The sequence below is a fragment of the Acidimicrobiales bacterium genome, from assembly GCA_036378675.1.
Taxonomy (GTDB): Bacteria; Actinomycetota; Acidimicrobiia; order Acidimicrobiales; family Palsa-688; genus DASUWA01.
The window spans coordinates 1-18,549 of sequence record DASUWA010000007.1 but is presented as its reverse complement, the minus strand read 5'-3'; the positions used below and the strand labels follow the sequence as shown (position 1 = coordinate 18,549).

The following is an 18,549-nucleotide window of genomic DNA, read 5'->3' as shown; positions in this document are numbered from 1 at the left end:
CAGAAATGACAAACATGACCGACACAGACATGACAGAGAACCAATTCGGCGAGCAGCGTCCCTCGGGGCCGCTGCACGCAAAGTCCGGCCCGAGCAGCCAGAGCGTCATCGGGCGGTTCGGGATCACGGCAATCGTCAACATCCTGCTGATCCTCATTCTCATCGGCGCGCTCATATTCACTGTGCTCCGCGTGCGGGACCAGGACTCGCAGAACTCGTTGAGAAACAGCGCCAAGACGGCGGCCGGAACCTACGGGATCTACCTGTCCAGTTATGACTACAAGAACCTCAACGGGCCGAACTCCGCGTGGGCGAACGTCGAGAAACACGCAACCGCCAAGTTCCGCCACGACTTCGAAACAACCAGCACCGACTTGTCCAAACTTCTGAGCCAGTACAACGCCGTCGCTACCGGACAAGTAGTCGACGTAGGGCTCGAATCCGTATCCAGCTCGACGGCCGTCGCGCTTATCTTCGTCGATCAAACCGTCACCAATACCGTTCAAAAACCGAATTCTGTGACCCAGCCGCTAAGGGTCAAGCTCACGATGGTCCGGCAGAACGGTCAGTGGCTGATCGACCAGCTCCAGGTTCCCAAGTGAGGCTTGCGCGGGCGAGGCTCGGCGCTGCGGCGCTATTAACGACGGCTGGGATCGTCGGGGTCGTCTCCGACGTGCCGGCGTTCGCAGACGCGACCGCTCCGCCGGCGTTCCCAACCAATTGCCCCGCCGCGCAATATCCACCTCCCGGTTATCCGAACCCGCCGCCCGCGACGCCGTTCCTGTACCAAGGCAAGCTGTACAGCGGCCAGGTCCGCTACGAAGTCCCGTTTAAGGCGATCATCAACGGCGGCGAGATCGACCTGCCGCCGAACGTCAAGATCCCCCACCTCTACGCGTCGCTGTGCGGGCTGATTCAGCTGCCCGACCTCTCGGGAACCATCGAGCCAAACAATTTCAACATCGCGACCCCGAACGTCTACGTCGCCAGCCTCGAGGCCCTGCCAGCGAGCGTGGCGTTCGGGCAGCTCAAGTCGACCATCGACCTGACTCCAGCCCCGAACGGCGGTCTCAACATCACCATCAGCGGCGCGACCACTGAGTCGGTAAGCACCCTCAGCAACACCATCACCTGCGGCCTGACCCTGACCGCCCTCTTTACAACCAAGCACGACGGGATCCTGACGGGGGCACCTGTCACCGGTCCAACCATGCAGGGCCAGGCGGAGGCGGTCAGCAATTCCTTCGCCGTTCCACCCGTCCAGGCGTCGAACAGTTGCCCGCCTTCGGTCGCTCAAACGTTCAATCAACTGCTCGGGCTACCAGCAGCGCCGGGAGTCGGAACGTTCAAGACTCCGTTCTGCTTCGACTTCGAGTTGCAGGGCATCAACAACCCGACCCCCACCGCCCAGTGCCCGTGGCCCAGCTGATGGGACGCCGTCGTCGACATCGAGCACGTCGAGTGGCCCCGCTGGTAACCGCCGCGCTCGGTGCGTCTGTGTCAATCGGGTTGGGCATCGGTCTATTGCCGGTGGCGACAACCGCCGCACAGGCCCAGCCTCCGATGAACTGCCAAGCGGAGCAGTACCCGGCGGGAGGGGCGGCTCCGAACGCTCCGTTCACGCCGTACGAGATTCCTTTCAGCGCGACGCTCGGCCCAAACCCGCCTCCGCCGGGCGGCGCGCTTCCAAGCGTTCCTTCAGGTGGCTACCTGGAGATCTCCAACGGGTTGCTTACCGCGGTTCTCGGTGGCGGCCCCACGTTCCTTCCAGGAAATCCGGGACAGATATACGCGACGACCTGCGGCCTGTTCCAGCTCCCAACCGAGCAGGGATCGATTGCCCCCAACCCGGAAGGCAACCAGAACGACACTCACTACAACAACAACTTCCAGTTCGTTAACCCGATCCCCGTTTCGGTGTCGATCACCGGAATCTCCGGGCTGCCCGTACTGACGGGATACGGTGCGGCGGATGGTCAGCTGTCGGCGGTCATCGACCTGACCCCAGCCGCGAACGGAGGACTGAACGTAGAGTTCAACGCCGCCGCCAAGTCGACAAGCGATTTCGGTCCGGCACTGTCAGTTCTGGGTCCGATCCTGGGACAGATAACCGCGGCCACGGGGAACGAGTGCACGATCCCGATCGGCGACCTGCGTGAGGCAGGCTTGCCGGCGTCAGATCTAGCGGTGGGCCCAACCGGCGTCAGTTCCGTGACGGGGCTCACTTACGCTCAAGAGACCAGCCCTGCGCACTTGACCAGCGGCACTAGTGGCAACATGACCGGCCAGCCGATCACCGGTCCGATCACCGGGGCGCAAGCCACTCTGGTCAGCAACGACTTCGCGGTTGCAAAGGTCGACCCGAACACGCCTCCCTCGCCGTCGGCGCCGGGCGCGGCAACGACGGCGCCGTCGACGCTGTGTACACAATCGAACGCCAACCTTCTTAACCTGCTTTTAGGTCTCCCGTCCCCTCCAGGGAAGAACACCTTCTTCGCCCCAAGCACCTTTGCGATACACACGACCGCCTAAGGGCACACTCGTATTCGCCGCAGCGCTTGCCGCTTTGGTGACAGTGGCAGCCGGGTGCGGCAACAGTTCCCGACCGAGAACATCGAGCTCGACGACACTTTTGACCGTGGACAGGTGGCGCCCGCCAAATGTGCCATCGGTACCGGACACGACCGGCTACTGCACGGTGGTGGTGGCTATCTACAAGCACGTTGCGGAGCTTCCTCACGCGACCCAAAAGGTGCGAGCCCAGATCGTCAACGACTACCTCGCCGAAGTGCCCACCATGATCGCCACCGCACCGCAGCCGGCCGCCGCCGACACGAGGCTCTATTTCAACTCGGTAGCAGAGATCCTCGGCGACCTGCAGAAAGCGGGACTCGACCCCAAGAAACTGTCCGACCCGAATCTCGGGCGGGTGCTGCTCGATCCCGCAGTCAAGGCCGCCGGGGATCGGGTAATCACTTTTGTGCGGAACAACTGCAACTACACCATCGGAGGCTGATCGATGCCCGGTCCGGTCCGGAACCTCACCCAACTCTCCAGGACGCTACTGAGGCTGCCCGTCGAGGCCCAGGCCTTGGCGACGCTCGTTGCTTCGGGAATGGTGGGAGCCGAGCGTCCAGACAGGCTTTTCGCCATGTACCAGGCGCTCGACCGTTACGGTGCGATGGGTGCCGCGTCGACGGTGGCGGCGATTCGATATGGAGACCGGCCAGCCGTGGTGGACGAGCTCGGCACGGTGACCTTCGCCGAGATGGATCGCAGGTCCAACGCTCTGGCAAATGCGCTGCGGGCGCGAGGAGTTGCCGAGGATTCTAGGGTCGGGATCCTTTGCCGCAACCATCGCGGCATCTATGACGCCAGCCATGCGGCGTTGAAGCTCGGCGCGCGAGTCCTCTTCCTCAACACGGACTTCTCCGGGCCTCAGGCGGCTGAGGTATCGGAGCGCGAAGCACTCGACACGATCATCTACGACGAAGAGTTCGCCGAAACTGTCGCCGCGGTAAGGGCCCGGAACGGGCGCTACATCGCCTGGACCGAGGGGACTTCAAGAGAAGGGGATCCGACCCTCGCATCGATGATCGCGGCCGGCAACCCTGAGCCACCTGCTCCCCCCTTCGGTCACGGGTCGGTGATCATCCTGACGAGCGGCACAACGGGAGCACCGAAGGGAGCGACCACGGCGCAGCCGCGGTCTCTGGTGGCTCCAGCAGCGATCCTCTCCCGCATTCCGTTCCGAAGCCGCGAAGCTTCTTTCATTGCCTCCCCCGCGTATCACGCGTGGGGATTGGGGACGTCAGTGTTGATGCTCGCCCTCGGCTCGACGATCGTCCTGAGAAGAAGGTTCGACCCCGACCAGGTGCTGGTCGCCCTTGCCGAGCACCGTTGTAGCTCACTCGTGCTTGTGCCCGCAATGCTCAACCGACTCGTCTCACTTGGAACCGACCGAATAGCCGCCGCGGACTTAGCCTCGCTGCGCATCATCGCGTCGAGCGGTGCGCAACTCGACGCGGCACTATGCAGAAAAACCATGGATGCCTTCGGCGACGTGCTCTACAACCTCTACGGCTCCACTGAGGTCGCATGGGCAACCATCGCCACCCCCGACGATCTCGAAGCGGCACCAGGCACTGCGGGAAAGGCGCCGCTCGGGACGACGGTACGGATATACGACGACGCAGGCACCCAGGTGCAGATCGGAACCGTTGGCCGGATATTCGTGGGGAGCGGCATGGAGTTCGGAGGGTACACGGGAGGGGGCAGCAAGGAGACGATCGACGGGCTGATGTCCACCGGAGACGTCGGGCATTTCGACGAGTCGGGACGGCTGTTCATCGACGGCCGCGCCGATGAAATGATCGTTTCGGGCGGAGAAAACGTCTACCCGGCGGAGGTGGAGGACCTGCTCTCCAGTCACGAGTCGATCCTCGAGGCGGCGGCCATCGGGGTGAAGGACCCCGACTTTGGCCAGAGACTGCGCGTCTTCGTGGTCGTGCGGTCCGGCCATACGGTCGATGAAGGCGCCGTAAAAGACTTCGTTCGTGCCAACCTCGCGCGCTACAAGGTCCCCCGAGACGTGGTGTTCGTCGACAAGCTGCCCAGAAACCCGTCCGGAAAGGTCCTGAAGCGGCAACTGGCGGAGCATCAACTGGACGAATGAACATGTCGGCATGAGCCATCCGGAACCAGCTGTCGTGATCCCCGGATCCGACTTCGGGACAGCCGGGATCAGAAGCCAGTTCCGCGGACCTTATGCCGACGGCCCTCCCCCTCAGGACCTCGAGGTTGAGGTGCCCCGCCTTGGCGCTTTCGGAGTTGCCGAGCTCTTCCGGCTCGTGACCGTGTACGTCATGATCCCGATTCGCGTCGGTCTTCGTCTCGCAGCCTGGTTGGTACGTCCATGGAAGCGAAACGTCTTAGATGCGGCAGCGCACGGCGGAGTCGACGCGCTGATAAGCCTCGGCCCGACTTACGTGAAGCTCGGCCAGATCATTGCGTCGTCGCCTGGGCTGTTCCCTCAGCCGCTGGCGTCCGCAGCCCAACGTTGCCTCGATGAAGTACCGCCCTTCGACGGCCGGACCGCGCGCGACATGATCCGCAAGGACCTCGGCTTGCCGCCCGCCGCGATCTTCAAACAGTTCGACGAAGCCCCCCTTTCGGCCGCCTCGATCGGTCAGGTACATGCTTGTGTGCTCCCAGACGGCCGGGAAGCGGTGATCAAACTTCAGCGGCCAAATATCCGCAAGCAGATGACGACCGACCTGCGGATCATGTACCGGCTGGCAAAAACCATGGAGAAATTCTTCCAATTCGCCCGGAACGCCAACGCGATTGCGTTGGTAGAGGACCTGCACGACGTCACGTTCAGCGAGCTGAACCCGGCTCTCGAAGCGTGGCGCCAACACCATTTCCGGGACAAGCTTTGGGATTTCGGCGACAACGACTGGGTGACCGCGCCGCAGATCTACTGGGACTACTGCGGTCCCCACATGATCTGCATGGAGCGGATGACCGGAATTCCCATGGACGAGTTCGACGCAATCCGAGATCGTGGGATCGATGGGGAACTCGTGCTCCGGCGTGGCGCCAAGACGTGGCTCGAGGCAGTTCTCGTCCACGGACCATTCCATGGGGACATGCACGCCGGAAATCTGTGGGTTCTCGACGACGGCCGCGCCAGCTATCTCGACTTCGGGATCATGGGAGAGGTCCCCGACGACTACAAGCAGCTGATCAAAGACCTGCTGTTCACCTTCATGTTCGATCAGGACTTCTCCCGGATCGCAAGGGCCTACAAGCGGCTTGGCCTAATAAGCGACGACATGGGGACCGATGAAGAAGTGGGCTCAAGGATCAAGCTGGTCGTGGCGCCGATGCTCGGAAGCGCGTCCAGCATGAGCTTGGGGGACTTCATCGTGTCGTCCCTCGAGATGATGAGGCAGTACGGCATGACAGCCCCCAAGGAGATGGTCCTCTTCTCGAAGCAGATGCTCTACATGGAGCGCTATATCAAAGGACTCGCCCCTGATTGGCAGATTGCGACCGACCTATTTCTGGTAAAGAACATATTCCCCGACGAGGCGGCAAAACGAGCCGCCGATGCGGGCGTCGTGTTCCCCAGTTAGCAGAATCAACCACGTTCAGCGCCGAATAGACAAGGCTGACACCCGTGAGCATCAAAGCCGAATATCCCGAACCACCAGTTGACGCTCCCTTCGATGGCCCGCGCTCGATCGGCCTGGCCGGCCCCGACGCCGCGTGGCGCGACGCCGTCCCCGACGGCGGTATTCAGGTTCAAGCGATCGCGTTGATGGACCTGTGGCTCCGAACAGGTCTTGCGTCGGTCGTAGCTGCCGCTGCAGCGCCGGCAACGTTGAGGCGCCGTTCGAGCGCCCTGCAACGGGCATCGATCGACTTTTTTGGCGAGTTGGCCGCCGACGCCGACGCCTCCAAGGTCTTCCTGGCGCCTCCGCCGGTGAAGATGAAGGCCCGAAGGCTCGGACGTCAGCTCTGGGCACCCGGGGTCGGCTACATCGAGCTGATCAGCTTCAAGAGTCCATACCGGGTGACCTGCCCGAAGTTGCGGACGTCCTACACGAGCCACGACCGGAACGCGGTTGCCAGGGCACAACATTGGCGTCACGAAGACGGTCCGCGTCCCACGATCATCGTCGTCCACGGCTTCACCGGTTCGCCCTACTGGTTCAACAGCACGTTCATGTCGCTACCCTGGTTCTACAGCCACGGCTGCGACGTCGTCCTGGTCACATTGCCGTTCCACGGAGCGAGGAACGACCGATTCGCCCCGTTCAGCGGCTCCGGGCTCTTCACCGACGGGCTCGGCCACTTCCACGAAGCGATGCTGCAAAGCATCTGCGACATCCGGGTAGTGGTCGACTACCTGATCTCAACCGGAGTGGAACACGTGGGCATAACCGGACTGTCGCTGGGGGGTTACGTCAGCGCTCTCATGGCAGCCGCCGAACCACGCCTTCACGTGGCCATACCCAACTCCGCTGTCACGGACATGTCGAGGTTGCTCGACGGGTGGTTTCCGGCGGGCCAGCTGCTCAAGATTGCTCTCCGAAAATCGGGCATTTCCGAGGAGTCGTTCCAGGCGTCGATGAACCTTCACAGCCCGCTCAACTATCCGCCCCTTCTCAGCCGGGACCGCCTGTTGATAATCGGGGGGCTCGGAGACCGGCTCGCTCCGCCCGAGCAATCGGCCCGGCTGTACGAGCACTGGGGGCATCCCCAGATCGAATGGTTCCCCGGCAGCCACATAGTGCACCTCGGCCGCGCACACTACCTTCGCGCTGTCGGGCGCTTCCTCAAGGCGACCGGCTTCAGCACTGGTTGACCCCTAGGAGACTTTTTGCCCCGACGCCCGTTCCAGACTGTGTTGCCGCGAACCGCCAACAAACTGGTCTTGTCGGGCGGCGGCTTGTGCCTACTCGCGCTGCTGGCTGCCTGTGGCAGCTCCAGCTCCTCCGCAAGTCCTCAAGCGCTGCTTGAGAACGCGAAGTCGACCCTGGACTCGGCACAAGGAGTTCACTTCACCCTCACGAGCACGAACGCGGCGGCGGGCGGCACCGTTATCGAGGGCGGCCAGGGCGACATGGTGAGGCCGGACCGGTTGCAGGGGTCGCTCGACGTCTCTGTCGCCGGCGGGCGCGCGTCTGTGAAGGTTGTGGCTGTCGGGAATACCGTGGAAGCGCAGCTTCCGTTCTCCACGAAATACAGCAAGATCGATCCAGCCTCGTTCGGCCTGGGGAACCCGACTGACCTTCTGAGCACCCAGCACGGGCTTTCGAGCATGCTCACTTCCGGTACCGGCGCCCGGAAAATCGGAACGGAGCGCGTGGGAGGCGAGCTCCTCGACGAGATCAGGGAGACCATCCCGGGTTCGGCCGTGCCGCTGCTACCCAATCAGGATCCGAGCCGCCCCGTGGTGCTCGTGGCTGCGATCGACCCGAGCAACCATCAGCTTCGACGAGTGGATCTCACCGGCCCCTTCGTAAGCGAGACCTCGAACGCCACTTTCACGGTAACCCTGACGAACTACGGAGAAAGCGTCCCGATAACCCTGCCACCCACCAGCTGAACGCGACATGGACGTCCGGGTGACCGAGCCACTGGTGGTGCGGAACGAGCGCGACCGCTGGAGGCTCGGCCTCGTAGCATCCGCAGTCCTTCTAGCGGCAGCTGACACCTACGTCGTGGTCGTGGCGCTGCCCGCGATCATGTCGGGAGTCGGCATCGGGCTTGATCGCCTGCAACGAGCAACGCCGATCATCAGCGGGTTCCTGCTCGGCTACACCGCGGTACTGCCGCTGATCGGCCGGCTGGCCGATCTCGCCGGTACGGCCCCGGTGTTCGCGGGTTGCCTGACCATCTTTGCCAGCGGCTCCGTCGTCACCGCCACCGCGCACAACCTTCCAGTGGCCGTGACGGGAAGGGCACTGCAGGGTTTGGGAGGCGGCGGTCTCGTCCCGGTCGCACTGGCCATGGTGGCCGCCCGCTGGGCCCCGGACGAACGCGGCGCGCCGCTGGGCTTGGTCGGCGCCGTGCAGGAGCTGGGCAGCGTGATTGGACCGCTGTACGGCGCTGCAGTGGTCGCGGTGGCGTCGTGGCGGGCGATCTTCTGGATCAACGTACCCGTGACGATTGTGGTCGGGTCCGCGTTCTGGTTGACCACCAGACGTGATCGCCGATCTGGGCGGCGCGACGTAATTGGGATCCTTCTGCTGTTGGTAGGTTGCGCCGGTCTCATCTTTGCGCTTGACGCGCCGTCGAGCCTCGCCAACAGCGCCTCAGTTGGCCAGATATACACGCCGGCAACGTCGGGCGCATGGTCTGCATTCACGACGCCTATCGCGCTCGCGTCGATAGGCGCTCTCGTCCTGTTCGTTGCTTGGGAGGCAGTCAAGCCGTTCGGAGTCCGGCCGGTTGTCTCCGCGCGGACCCTACCAAGTGTTCTCGCGGCTGCAGATCTCCCCGGGTCAGCGCTGCTCGCCGGTGTGCTCGCGTGCGTTGTCGTTGCGTTCTCCACGGCCGACCCCAGCCGGCAGGTCGTGGCATCCAGTGCGAAGGTGGTCGCGCCACTGGCGGTCGTGCTCGCAATCGGATTCGTGATTCGTCAACGGACCGCGCGGGAACCGTTGTTGAGGTTCGGGTCGCTTTCGGCGAGGCCGGCCTGGGGATCGCTGCTGGTCAACCTCGCCGTGGGTGGTGCGCTCATGGCAGCGCTGGTCGACGTGCCTCTCTTCGCCAGGGCGACGGTCGATCCGAAGTCGGAGGTCGCGGCCGCGCTCGTATTGCTCCGCTTCCTGCTGGCCGTCCCGGTGGGCGCGCTTGTGGGCGGCATTCTGTGCCGCACGCGGGCGAGGGCCCCGCTCGTTGCGGCGGGCGGGATGGTGCTGGCCACCGCGGCGTTCCTTTTGATGACGTCCTGGTCCAAGAAGTCGTTGGGCGGCGGCCCGCGATGGAGCGACGTGGAGCTCGTCGTCTGCGGCTTCGGTTTCGGTCTTGCGATCGCTCCGGTGAACGTCGCAGTTCTGGGGGCTGTGTCCGAGCGGGTACACGCCCTGGCAAGCTCGCTTGCCGTAGTTGCCCGCACGATCGGCATGCTCGTGGGACTGTCGGCCCTCACCGCCATAGCGCTACACCGTTTCTACCAAGCCGAGGCTCGAATCGGTTCTGCCCTCGTGCTCTGCCCCACCCATCCGACGTCCTGCCCGGCCTACACCAACGCGACCAACGCAGCTGTCGTCACCGAGCTGCACACCATCTTCGCCGGAGCGGCGATCTGCGCCGGTATCGCCGGCGTCTTGGCGCTGTTCCTGCTGAGGCCCCAGCCGACCTGACTGCTCTGGGCACGGCCAGCGGCGGGGCGGGGCCCCGCGGTCCGGAGGAGACTGGGGTTGGGGCCCCAGTCGGGCCGGTGTTACGGCTGGGGTTGGGGCCCTAGCCGGGCAAGTGTCAACGGCCGGGCGTGGGGGTGGGGTCCCCACTCTCCGGGGGAGGCCGGGGCTGGGGCCCCAGCTAGGCAAGTGATATAGCGCGGATGAAGACGGCGTCGAGCATCGGGGCAGTCAGCTTGCCGGTGAAGGTGTTCTGCTGGCTCGGATGGTAGGAACAGATCACCGCCGGCACGCCGTCGGAACGCGGTATCTCGACTCCGTGCCCGAAGCGCGGCCGGCCGGTGAGACCGAACACCCGGGCGATGACGTCGTAAGCGAACTGCCCGAGCACGACGACCACACGAAGGGACGGCAGTGCCTTCATCTCTCGTACCAGGTAGGGCATGCACCGGTCCCGCTCCTCGGGCAGAGGTTTGTTGGCGGGTGGCGCGCACCGAACCGCGGAGCACACCCAGACGTCGCGGAGCGCTAGACCGTCGTCGACGCTCACGCTGTCGGGCTGGTTGGCGAGACCGGCGCGGTGCATCGACCCGAACAACCAGTCCCCCGAGCGGTCGCCGGTGAAGATCCGTCCTGTTCGGTTCCCGCCGTGAGCCGCGGGTGCCAGGCCGACCACGGCGATCCGGGCCTCCGGATCCCCGAAGCCCGGAATCGGGCGGCCCCAGTACTCCTCGTGAGCGAAGGAGGCGCGCTTGACCTTGGCGACTTCCTCTCTCCACGCGACTAGGCGCGGGCACGCGCGGCACTCAACAATCTCGCGTTCTACTTGGACGAGCTCGCCACGGCCGTCAACCACTCCAGAGACACTAGGTTGGCCGGGCGATATGGGAGCCCCGCCTCCGGCAACCTTGGTATTTCTCGTGCGACACGGGACCACTCCGACGACCGGAGCGCTGCTTCCCGGCCGCGCGCCCGGTTTGCACCTGTCGGACAAGGGGAAGGCTCAGGCGGAATCGGTCGGCGAGAGGTTGAGAGGCTGGGCGCAAGCCAATCCGGAACGGGGCAATCCCGAACGGGGCAATCCCGAACGGGCCAATCCCGAACGGGCCAATCCCGAACAGGCCAATCCCGAACAAGCCAATCCCGAACAAGATGGCAAGAGGACCACTAGGAGGAAGAAGGCGCCGGGACCGAGCCGGCCCTCGATCGGGGGTATCTACGCGTCGCCGCTCGAACGAACCAAGGAAACAGCCGCTGCGATCGCTGCGGCGCTCGGATCCCGTGTTCGAATGGATCGAGGCCTGCTCGAATGCGATTTCGGCGAATGGACCGGAGGCTCGTTGAAGGACCTGTCCAAATTGCCTGAGTGGTCGACGGTGCAGCGGTACCCGAGTGGGTTCCGTTTTCCGGGTGGCGAATCATTCGCAGAGATGCAGACGAGGATTGTGGGGGCGCTGCACGGGATCTGCGAGCGCCACCCGGGCGAAGCCGTCATCGCGGTGTCTCACGCCGATCCGATCAAGGCGGTCGTAGCAGATGCGATGGGGACGCACCTCGATCTGTTTCAGCGGATCGTCATATCTCCCTGCTCGATCACCGTGATCAGCTACGGGTCTCTCGGTCCGACCGTCCTGGCGGTCAACTCAACCGGTTCCATCGGCGACCTGGTGCCGTCATGAGCCGATCCTTCGATCTCCCGGAGGTGGAGTGGGCGACCGTCGGAACTGTCGGGGAGCCCGGTCACAGAACGTTCTACATCCAGGCGCGGCAGGGCGATCAGCACGTCACCCTGAAGCTGGAGAAGCAGCAAGTCGCCGCGCTCGCGCAGTTCATCGGTGAAATACTCTCCGACCTTCCGGTGCCGGAATCGACCCCACCCGACGACGAGCTCGAGTTGACCGAGCCTGTGCTAGCAGAGTGGATCGTCGGAAGCATCCAGCTGGCCTATGACAGCGACGCGGACCGGATCGTCGTGGTAGCCGAGGAGATCACAGTTGAACCTGAGGCAGACGACCATGACACTGAGACCGGGGACACTGAGACCGGGGACACTGAGACCGGGGACGCAGAGAACGGGGGACTCCTGATCGACCCCGACCTAGGACCTTCGATCGGCGGATCCGAAGCCCTGGAAGATCAGGCGATCGGCCGGTTCGGGCTCACCAGATCGCAGGCCGCGGCGATGGTCAGGCGAGGGCGGGACTTGGTGCGCGCGGGTCGCCCAGCGTGTCCTCTGTGCGGCAATCCGATGGACCCTGAAGGTCATTCGTGCCCCCGGACCAACGGCCACCGGTCTCCCGCTCGCTGAGCGCGCTCTGCGCCGGCGAGGTCGAGGTCCAGGGCCGCATGCCCTGGAGCAGCAACGCCACGTTCCTCGTGACCGTCCGCCCGGCTGACGGTTCTGAAAACGAACCTCTCGTGGCGGTCTACAAGCCGGCCGCGGGAGAACGCCCGCTGTGGGACTTCCCGGGGGGCCTGTACCGCCGTGAGATCGCGGCTTACGAGCTGTCAGCCGCGCTCGGATGGAACTTCGTTCCCGAGACCATCGAACGCGCGGACGCGCCGATGGGACCGGGGGCGCTTCAACGGTTCGTCGACGCGGACTTCGAGCAGCATTACTTCACACTCCTCGAAGAGGATCGCTTCCACCGCCCCTTGAAGCGGATGGCAACGTTCGACGTTGTCGCCAACAATGCTGACCGCAAAGGCGGCCACTGTTTGGTGGACGACGAGGGCCAGGTATGGGGCATAGACCACGGATTGTGCTTCCACCCGGAGCCGAAGCTGCGAACCGTCATATGGGACTTCGCCGGCGAGCGCGTCGACGACGACGACCTGACGGACCTGGCGAGGCTCGTCGATGACGGAATCCCACCGTCACTGCACGAACACCTCCGGCCGAACGAGGTGGCCGCGCTCAAGGCTCGAATCCGCAGACTCCTCGACCGCGCTCGCCTACCGGAGCCGAGAAGCGACCGCCCCTACCCGTGGCCGCTTGTTTGAAGGCGATGACATTTGACCCGGACGGGGCCCGTTAACACTCACTGGCCCCATCCTCCTCCGGAGCGTGGGGACCCCATCCCCACGCTCGGCCGTCACGCTCGGGCTCGGAGCGCTTCGATGAGCTTGGGCAGCACCTTGTTCACGTCGCCTACGACCCCGAGGTCGGCGATCGAGAAGATCGGCGCCTCCTGGTCCTTGTTGATGGCGATGATGTTCTTCGAGCCCTTCATGCCGACCATGTGCTGGGTTGCGCCTGAGATCCCGGCCGCGATGTAAACGGTCGGCTTGACCGTCTTGCCGGTCTGGCCGACCTGGTGCGAGTAAGGCACCCATCCGGCGTCGACGATGGCGCGCGACGCACCGGGCGCCGCCTTGAGAAGCTTGGCCAAGTCCTCGATCATCTTGTACCCGTCCGCCTGGCCCAAGCCGCGGCCTCCGGATACGACAACCGCGGCCTCGTCCAGTTTCGGTCCTTCGGTTTCCTCGACGTGGGACCCGAGCACCTTTGCAGACCCGGCAGCACCAAGATCAGGGACACTCCAAGTGTCGACTGCTGCGGCGCCGCCGCCACTCGGCTCGGCAGCGAAGGACTTCGCCCGGATGACGTAGATCCCGGGCGCACCGGCGGTGAATTTCGCGTCCAGCATCTCGGTGCCACCGAAGATCGCGTGCTCGGTAACGAGGCTTCCGTCCTGCGCCTCGAGCCCAACCACGTTGGTGAGCACGGGCCGGTCGATGCGAGCCGAAAGCCGCCCCGCGATGTCGCGACCGTCGTAAGTCTGCGGAATGAAGATCGCGTCCGGTGCGTCCCCGGAAGAGATCTTGTCGGCGATCGCCGCTGCGACCGCAGGACCTGCGAGCCCTCCTCCGAGATCCCCGACTGTGTGCAGTGCGGTCGCGCCGTGAGCTCCGACGTCACCAGCGAGCCCGCTCGCGTCGCCCCACGTGATTCCTTCCACCGTGGAGCCCAGTTCGCGCGCCTTGGTCAGAAGTTCGAGGGAGACAGGCGCGACGTTGTCACCCGCGCGGACAACTACGACCCAGATCTTGTTCAGTGCCATTTTCTAACGGTGAGCCTCTCTACTTATCCTTGAGCCCTTCGGGGCTAGATGACCTTGAGCTCTTCGAGGAACGCGATGATCCGCTCGTGAGCGTCGCCCTCGTCGACGACGACCTCGCCCGCCTTGCGGGCCTCGGCAGGCGCGACCGAAACGACCTCTTGGCCCGCGCCGCCGTTACCGACCGAGCCGGAGTCGACACCCAGGTCCGAAACTTTCAGCTCGTCTACCGGCTTCCCTTTGGCGGCCATGATGCCCTTGAACGACGGGTACCTCGGCTCCACCACACCGGCCGTAACGGTGATGACCGCCGGCAACGCCACTTCGACCTCGTCGTAACCCGCTTCGGTCTGGCGTTCGACGTGGACCTTGCCGCCGGAGACGCTGACCTTTTTCGCGAATGTCACTGCCGGTAGCCCGAGAAGCTCGGCAACTTGCACCGGCAGCGTGCCGGTGTAACCGTCGGTGGACTCCGTCGCCGCGACGATCAGATCCGGCTCGGCCCGCTTGATGGCGGCCGCGAGCACCTTCGCAGTGCCGAGAGCGTCCGATCCTGCCAGCACCGGGTCGCTCACGAGGATCGCCTTGGCCGCGCCCATCGCGAGAGCGGTGCGCAAGCCGCTTGTCTCGTTGTTGGGGGCCATCGAAACCAGGGTGACCTCGCCTCCGCCGGCCTGCTCCGCCAGCCGGAGCCCCATCTCCACGCCGTAGGAGTCGGACTCATCCATGATCAGCTTGCCCTCGCGCACCAGGTTGTGGGTCTGAGGGTCCAGCCTCCCGGGGGACGCCGGGTCGGGAATCTGCTTGACGCAGACGACAACGTTCATTCCTTCATTGTTCTCTACGGTTCACCAACGGAACAAACCGGGGGACCACGAAGGCGGCGGGCCGCGCCATTCCTGGGCTGCTACGGTCGCAGGTTCGTGAGCCAGCCCGACGAGGTGCGACTCCTGGTCCCTGCGTCCCCCGAATTCCTGCGTTTGGCGCGGGTGACTGCGGCCGGTCTCGCCGGCCGGCTGGGCTTCTCATATGACGAGGTCGAGGACCTCCGGCTGGCTATCGACGAGTTGTGCTTCGGGCTCACCGGTCCCACCGGCAGGCGGGGGACGGTGGAGCTCAAGTACGTCATGCTCGATGACGGGCTGGAGGTCGAGGGCGAGGGCCGCTTCTTGGAGGACATCGCGCCGGTTGGCCTCACCGACCTGTCCCGCGTGATTCTTGGAGCCCTCGTCGACGAGCACGAGTTAGGTCCCGGTCCGCCTGCCCCTCATTTCAGACTGGTCAAGCGGCGCCGGACCGACCCGGCTCATACCGGTGACTGACCGCGACTCGCTCCGGGAATCGTTCGCCGAGTACGCGCGCTCCGGCGACGTGGTGCTCCGCGATCAGTTGGTGTCGGCGCACATGGGACTGGCGTCGTATCTCGCCCGGCGTTTTGCCAACCGAGGTCAACCGCTGGACGATTTGGTGCAGGTCGCTTCGCTCGGTCTTTTGAAAGCGGTCGACCGTTTCGATCCAGGACTGGGCATCGAGTTCTCCACGTACGCGACGACCACGATCGTCGGTGAGCTGAAGAGGCACCTCCGGGACAAAGGATGGGCGGTTCGTGCCCCACGCCGGATGCAAGAGCTGTACCTCAACCTGAGCCAGGTCATCGACGCGCTCGGCCAGGAACTCGGACGATCACCCACCATCGCCGAGCTGGCCAACGAGGCCGGCGTATCGGAGGAAGACGTGCTGGAGGCGCTCGAAGCCGGACAGGCTTACCGTTTTGCTTCGCTCGACGCGCCAAAGGGAGACGGCGAGGGCGGGGACTCTCTCGGAGAGCGCCTGGGAGGCGAAGACACCGAACTCGCACGGGCTGAGGGTCGTGCAACGCTCGACCCTCTGCTTCGCCAGCTCCCCTCCAAACAACGCCACGTCGTCGAGCTGCGGTTCTTCGAGGGCCTCACTCAGTCGGAGATCGCCCGACGGCTGGGCATATCGCAGATGCAGGTCTCGCGGCTTCTGACCCGTTCGGTCGCGCAGCTCCGTTCGCTCGCGAAGGCGCCGCCATCCGACCAGGGTTGAGTCGGTGCGCCTGCTCCTGATCGTCAACACGTCGGCGTCCTCGGTCACGGCCCGCGCCAGGGTGGTGATCCAGAAGTCCCTCGCGGCGGACCACGAGGTGACCGTCGCCGAGACAAGCAGGCGGGGACACGCCACGCGGCTCGCCCAGGGCGCGGCTTCACGCGGCACCGACGTCGTCGTGGTGCTCGGGGGGGACGGGACCCTGAACGAGGCCGCGAACGGCATCGCCGGTACCGGCTGCGCGCTGGGTGTGCTCCCCGGCGGGTCGACCAACGTGTTCGCCAGGACTATCGGGATGACAAACGACCCGATCGAGGCGACCGGGGAGCTGTTGTCGGCGCTGGGGGCGGGACCCGCAGGAATCCGCACGGTCGGCCTCGGGAGCGTCAACGGCCGGCGCTACCTGTTCCACGTCGGCGTCGGATTCGACGCCGCGGTCGTAGCCCAGGTCGAAAAACGCTCAGCCATCAAGAAGTACCTCGGCCACGCGTTCTTCGCCTACGCCGCGCTCGACACTTGGGCCCGTGGCTTCGACCGGCGCCGCCCCCACTTCTCCATGGAACTCGAGCGGCGAGACGGCGAGAAGGTGAGCGTCGAAGACGGGTACTTCGCAATCGTCTTGAACACCAACCCGTACACGTTTCTCGGGGAGCGGCCGTTCAATGTGGCGCCGGCTGCGACCTTGGACACCCCTCTCAGCGCGGTCGTGCTGCGGTCGCTCGGTGCGGCGACGTTCCTCGGCCTCGCCGCAACCGCTCTCCGGCGTAACGAAGGGCTCAAGAACTCCCGAAAGGTTTCAGTGGTGGACGACGTCGTACGGGCCGTGCTCCTGCCCCGTGGGGACGTCCCGTACCAGGTGGACGGCGACTACTTGGGGGCTGCCTCCCATCTGGAATTCCGATGGGAACCGGAGACCCTGCGGCTGGTCGTCCCGGAGAACGGGAGGATTTGACAACCGCAAATTTGGTTGCCCAAAGCCTTGCGTTCGCGGTACCCGCGCTTTACGCTGTTGCATCGCTGCGGTGAACACACGGATTGGTGTTACAACGCACGTGACATTTTTCACAACCTCCCCCGAAAGGTAGTCGCTCGTGGCCCTTACCTGGAGCCGCAATATCGAGTGGGACGTAGACGACTGGCGCGACCAAGCGGCATGCCGTGACACCGACCCGGACCTTTTCTTCCCGATCGGGAGCACCGGTCCAGCGATCGAGCAGATCGAGGCGGCGAAGGCAGTCTGCATGCAGTGCGACGCTCAGCGGTCCTGTCTCGAGTTTGCCCTCGCAACCAACCAGGAGTCCGGAATCTGGGGCGGGACTTCCGAGGACGAGAGGCGCAAGTTGCGCAAGGCTTGGCTGGCCAGCCAGCGCCGAGCGTCTTAGCGGCTTCCCCGAGCAGAACTCCCAACGAGCTCACTAGCTGAATAGACGGTCACAAGCCCGCTGGCGCCCGGCCGGTCAAGCCGGGCGTTTTCGCGCTGAGGGCCTATGTCACAGACTTTCCAGGTCCTCGGAGGCTTCCTCGACGGGAATGTCGAGTTCCACGACCGTGCCCCCGTCGTTGCGCATCGAGATGGTCCCGCCGAGTTGGGTCCCCACCAGTCCGCGGACGATCGACAGGCCGAGGCTGGAGGTGTTGTCGATGGTGAAGTCGGGAGGGAGCCCGATGCCGTTGTCCCGGACGAAGACCCGCAAGCGGTCGTCCTCCCGGTGCAGCTCGACCTCCACCAGAAGGACCGGAGGATTCTCCGATAAAGCGCGGATCTGTTCGGAGGCGGCCTCGTGCGCGCCTGACGACACGGAGGCGGGTACCCCCGCCGGCATGGCGTGTTCGGCGGCGTTCTGCATCAGCTCGGTAATCACGACGGCCAGCGGCGTGGCGACGGCGGCCGGGAGCTGACCCGCTGCACCTGTGTAAGAGATGCGGACGGGATGGTCAGGGCTTCCGAGGTCCTCGGCCATTCGGACCAATGACGGCAGGATGTCGTTGAAGTCGACCTCGTCCGTGGTGTCTCTGGACAAGATTTCGTGGACCACCGCGATCGACCTGACCCGCCTCTCGGATTCCTCGAGCGCGTGACGACCCTCTCCCTCGGGCATTCGCCGGGACTGGATGCGCAACAGAGAAGAGATGGTTTGCAGATTGTTCTTGACGCGGTGGTGGACCTCTCGGATGGCAGCGTCCTTCGAGAGCAGCAACCGGTCTCGCCGGCGCAGGTCACTGACGTCGCGCACCAGCACGAGTGAACCGGTCACCGAACCGTGGTCGAGAAGTGGGACACAGCGAATTCCCACCGCGGTGTCGCTGCCGAATACAAGTTCCTCGGCCGCGGGAAGCTTCGTCTGGTACGCGAGCGAAACCGCAGACTGGGCCAGACCTGCCTCGTCGAGCCGAACGCCTTCGAGGCCGGAATACACGCCCATGCGGTGCATCGCGTTGACCGCATTCGGAGATGCGTAGTCGATGCGTGCGCTGGCGTCGAGCACGAGGACACCGTCTCCGACGCGAGGGACCTCGGTGACCGAATCTTCGTCAACGGG

The 18,549-nt window shown here is 64.8% G+C and carries 20 protein-coding genes; 16 read left to right on the top strand and 4 right to left on the bottom strand.

What is annotated here, in order from left to right:
• Positions 1-14 precede the first annotated feature (14 nt).
• The 9 genes from VFZ97_02280 to VFZ97_02240 all read left to right on the top strand — a co-directional run bounded on the left by VFZ97_02280 (position 15) and on the right by VFZ97_02240 (position 9,881).
• On the top strand, positions 15-602 hold the full coding sequence (locus tag VFZ97_02280; protein HEX6392238.1) for a hypothetical protein: 588 nt from the start codon (positions 15-17) through the stop codon (positions 600-602).
• Complete coding sequence (locus tag VFZ97_02275) at positions 599-1,429, top strand: hypothetical protein (GenBank protein ID HEX6392237.1); 831 nt, start codon at positions 599-601, stop codon at positions 1,427-1,429. Before VFZ97_02280 ends, VFZ97_02275 begins: the two co-directional genes overlap by 4 nt.
• Positions 1,430-1,461: 32 nt before the next feature.
• Complete coding sequence (locus VFZ97_02270) at positions 1,462-2,532, top strand: hypothetical protein (protein HEX6392236.1); 1,071 nt, start codon at positions 1,462-1,464, stop codon at positions 2,530-2,532.
• 106 nt (positions 2,533-2,638) lie between these two features.
• Positions 2,639-3,016 (top strand): hypothetical protein, encoded by a 378-nt coding sequence (locus VFZ97_02265; GenBank protein HEX6392235.1) that lies wholly within the window; start codon positions 2,639-2,641, stop codon positions 3,014-3,016.
• A gap of 3 nt (positions 3,017-3,019) precedes the next feature.
• Positions 3,020-4,675 (top strand): AMP-binding protein, encoded by a 1,656-nt coding sequence (locus tag VFZ97_02260; protein ID HEX6392234.1) that lies wholly within the window; start codon positions 3,020-3,022, stop codon positions 4,673-4,675.
• 10 nt (positions 4,676-4,685) lie between these two features.
• Positions 4,686-6,140 carry an AarF/UbiB family protein gene (locus tag VFZ97_02255; protein HEX6392233.1) on the top strand — a complete coding sequence of 485 codons (1,455 nt, stop codon included), beginning with the start codon at positions 4,686-4,688 and terminating at the stop codon, positions 6,138-6,140.
• Between the two features lie 44 nt (positions 6,141-6,184).
• On the top strand, positions 6,185-7,375 hold the full coding sequence (locus VFZ97_02250) for a prolyl oligopeptidase family serine peptidase (GenBank protein HEX6392232.1): 1,191 nt from the start codon (positions 6,185-6,187) through the stop codon (positions 7,373-7,375).
• Between the two features lie 15 nt (positions 7,376-7,390).
• Entirely contained in the window at positions 7,391-8,119 is a 729-nt protein-coding gene (locus VFZ97_02245; GenBank protein HEX6392231.1) for an LppX_LprAFG lipoprotein, read from the top strand.
• A gap of 19 nt (positions 8,120-8,138) precedes the next feature.
• Positions 8,139-9,881, top strand: coding sequence for an MFS transporter (locus tag VFZ97_02240; protein HEX6392230.1), 1,743 nt, complete (start codon positions 8,139-8,141; stop codon positions 9,879-9,881).
• Between the two features lie 178 nt (positions 9,882-10,059).
• On the opposite strand, the gene VFZ97_02235 is transcribed toward VFZ97_02240, so the two are convergent.
• Complete coding sequence (locus VFZ97_02235; protein HEX6392229.1) at positions 10,060-10,734, bottom strand: uracil-DNA glycosylase; 675 nt, start codon at positions 10,732-10,734, stop codon at positions 10,060-10,062.
• Between the two features lie 28 nt (positions 10,735-10,762).
• On the opposite strand from VFZ97_02235, the gene VFZ97_02230 reads away from it, so the two are divergent.
• From VFZ97_02230 to VFZ97_02220, 3 genes are read left to right on the top strand one after another with little or no spacing between them, the layout of a single operon-like run.
• Positions 10,763-11,557, top strand: a complete 795-nt coding sequence (locus tag VFZ97_02230; GenBank protein ID HEX6392228.1) for a histidine phosphatase family protein — start codon at positions 10,763-10,765, stop codon at positions 11,555-11,557.
• The gene (locus tag VFZ97_02225) at positions 11,554-12,186 is read left to right on the top strand and encodes a DUF3090 domain-containing protein (GenBank protein HEX6392227.1); all 633 of its coding nucleotides are present in this window, start codon (positions 11,554-11,556) and stop codon (positions 12,184-12,186) included. Before VFZ97_02230 ends, VFZ97_02225 begins: the two co-directional genes overlap by 4 nt.
• The gene (locus VFZ97_02220) at positions 12,147-12,881 is read left to right on the top strand and encodes an SCO1664 family protein (GenBank protein HEX6392226.1); all 735 of its coding nucleotides are present in this window, start codon (positions 12,147-12,149) and stop codon (positions 12,879-12,881) included. The genes VFZ97_02225 and VFZ97_02220 overlap by 40 nt, the downstream gene beginning before the upstream one ends.
• A gap of 92 nt (positions 12,882-12,973) precedes the next feature.
• Here the strand turns inward: VFZ97_02220 and VFZ97_02215 are convergent, their stop codons facing one another.
• The gene (locus VFZ97_02215; protein ID HEX6392225.1) at positions 12,974-13,942 is read right to left on the bottom strand and encodes an electron transfer flavoprotein subunit alpha/FixB family protein; all 969 of its coding nucleotides are present in this window, start codon (positions 13,940-13,942) and stop codon (positions 12,974-12,976) included.
• Positions 13,943-13,986: 44 nt separating this feature from the next.
• Positions 13,987-14,766 carry an electron transfer flavoprotein subunit beta/FixA family protein gene (locus tag VFZ97_02210; GenBank protein ID HEX6392224.1) on the bottom strand — a complete coding sequence of 260 codons (780 nt, stop codon included), beginning with the start codon at positions 14,764-14,766 and terminating at the stop codon, positions 13,987-13,989.
• 96 nt (positions 14,767-14,862) lie between these two features.
• Here VFZ97_02210 and VFZ97_02205 point away from each other — a divergent pair, with 96 nt between their 5' ends.
• The 4 genes from VFZ97_02205 (at position 14,863) to VFZ97_02190 (ending at position 17,391) form a co-directional block, all read left to right on the top strand.
• Positions 14,863-15,261, top strand: a complete 399-nt coding sequence (locus VFZ97_02205; protein HEX6392223.1) for a hypothetical protein — start codon at positions 14,863-14,865, stop codon at positions 15,259-15,261.
• Positions 15,254-16,009 (top strand): SigB/SigF/SigG family RNA polymerase sigma factor, encoded by a 756-nt coding sequence (locus tag VFZ97_02200; GenBank protein ID HEX6392222.1) that lies wholly within the window; start codon positions 15,254-15,256, stop codon positions 16,007-16,009. Before VFZ97_02205 ends, VFZ97_02200 begins: the two co-directional genes overlap by 8 nt.
• A gap of 4 nt (positions 16,010-16,013) precedes the next feature.
• The gene (locus VFZ97_02195; GenBank protein ID HEX6392221.1) at positions 16,014-16,961 is read left to right on the top strand and encodes a diacylglycerol kinase family protein; all 948 of its coding nucleotides are present in this window, start codon (positions 16,014-16,016) and stop codon (positions 16,959-16,961) included.
• Positions 16,962-17,100: 139 nt separating this feature from the next.
• On the top strand, positions 17,101-17,391 hold the full coding sequence (locus VFZ97_02190; protein HEX6392220.1) for a WhiB family transcriptional regulator: 291 nt from the start codon (positions 17,101-17,103) through the stop codon (positions 17,389-17,391).
• 108 nt (positions 17,392-17,499) lie between these two features.
• Here VFZ97_02190 and VFZ97_02185 read toward each other — a convergent pair.
• A partial coding sequence (locus VFZ97_02185) for a sensor histidine kinase (protein HEX6392219.1) occupies positions 17,500-18,549 on the bottom strand: 1,050 nt, incomplete at its 5' end.

Excerpts from the sequence above, each read along its gene's own strand:
- VFZ97_02280 (HEX6392238.1), top strand. The coding sequence starts at position 15 with ATGACCGACACAGACATGACAGAGAACCAATTCGGCGAGCAGCGTCCC.
- VFZ97_02260 (HEX6392234.1), top strand. The coding sequence starts at position 3,020 with ATGCCCGGTCCGGTCCGGAACCTCACCCAACTCTCCAGGACGCTACTG.
- VFZ97_02255 (HEX6392233.1), top strand. The coding sequence starts at position 4,686 with ATGAGCCATCCGGAACCAGCTGTCGTGATCCCCGGATCCGACTTCGGG.
- VFZ97_02230 (HEX6392228.1), top strand. The coding sequence starts at position 10,763 with ATGGGAGCCCCGCCTCCGGCAACCTTGGTATTTCTCGTGCGACACGGG.
- VFZ97_02225 (HEX6392227.1), top strand. The coding sequence starts at position 11,554 with ATGAGCCGATCCTTCGATCTCCCGGAGGTGGAGTGGGCGACCGTCGGA.
- VFZ97_02215 (HEX6392225.1), bottom strand. The coding sequence starts at position 13,942 with ATGGCACTGAACAAGATCTGGGTCGTAGTTGTCCGCGCGGGTGACAAC.
- VFZ97_02210 (HEX6392224.1), bottom strand. The coding sequence starts at position 14,766 with ATGAACGTTGTCGTCTGCGTCAAGCAGATTCCCGACCCGGCGTCCCCC.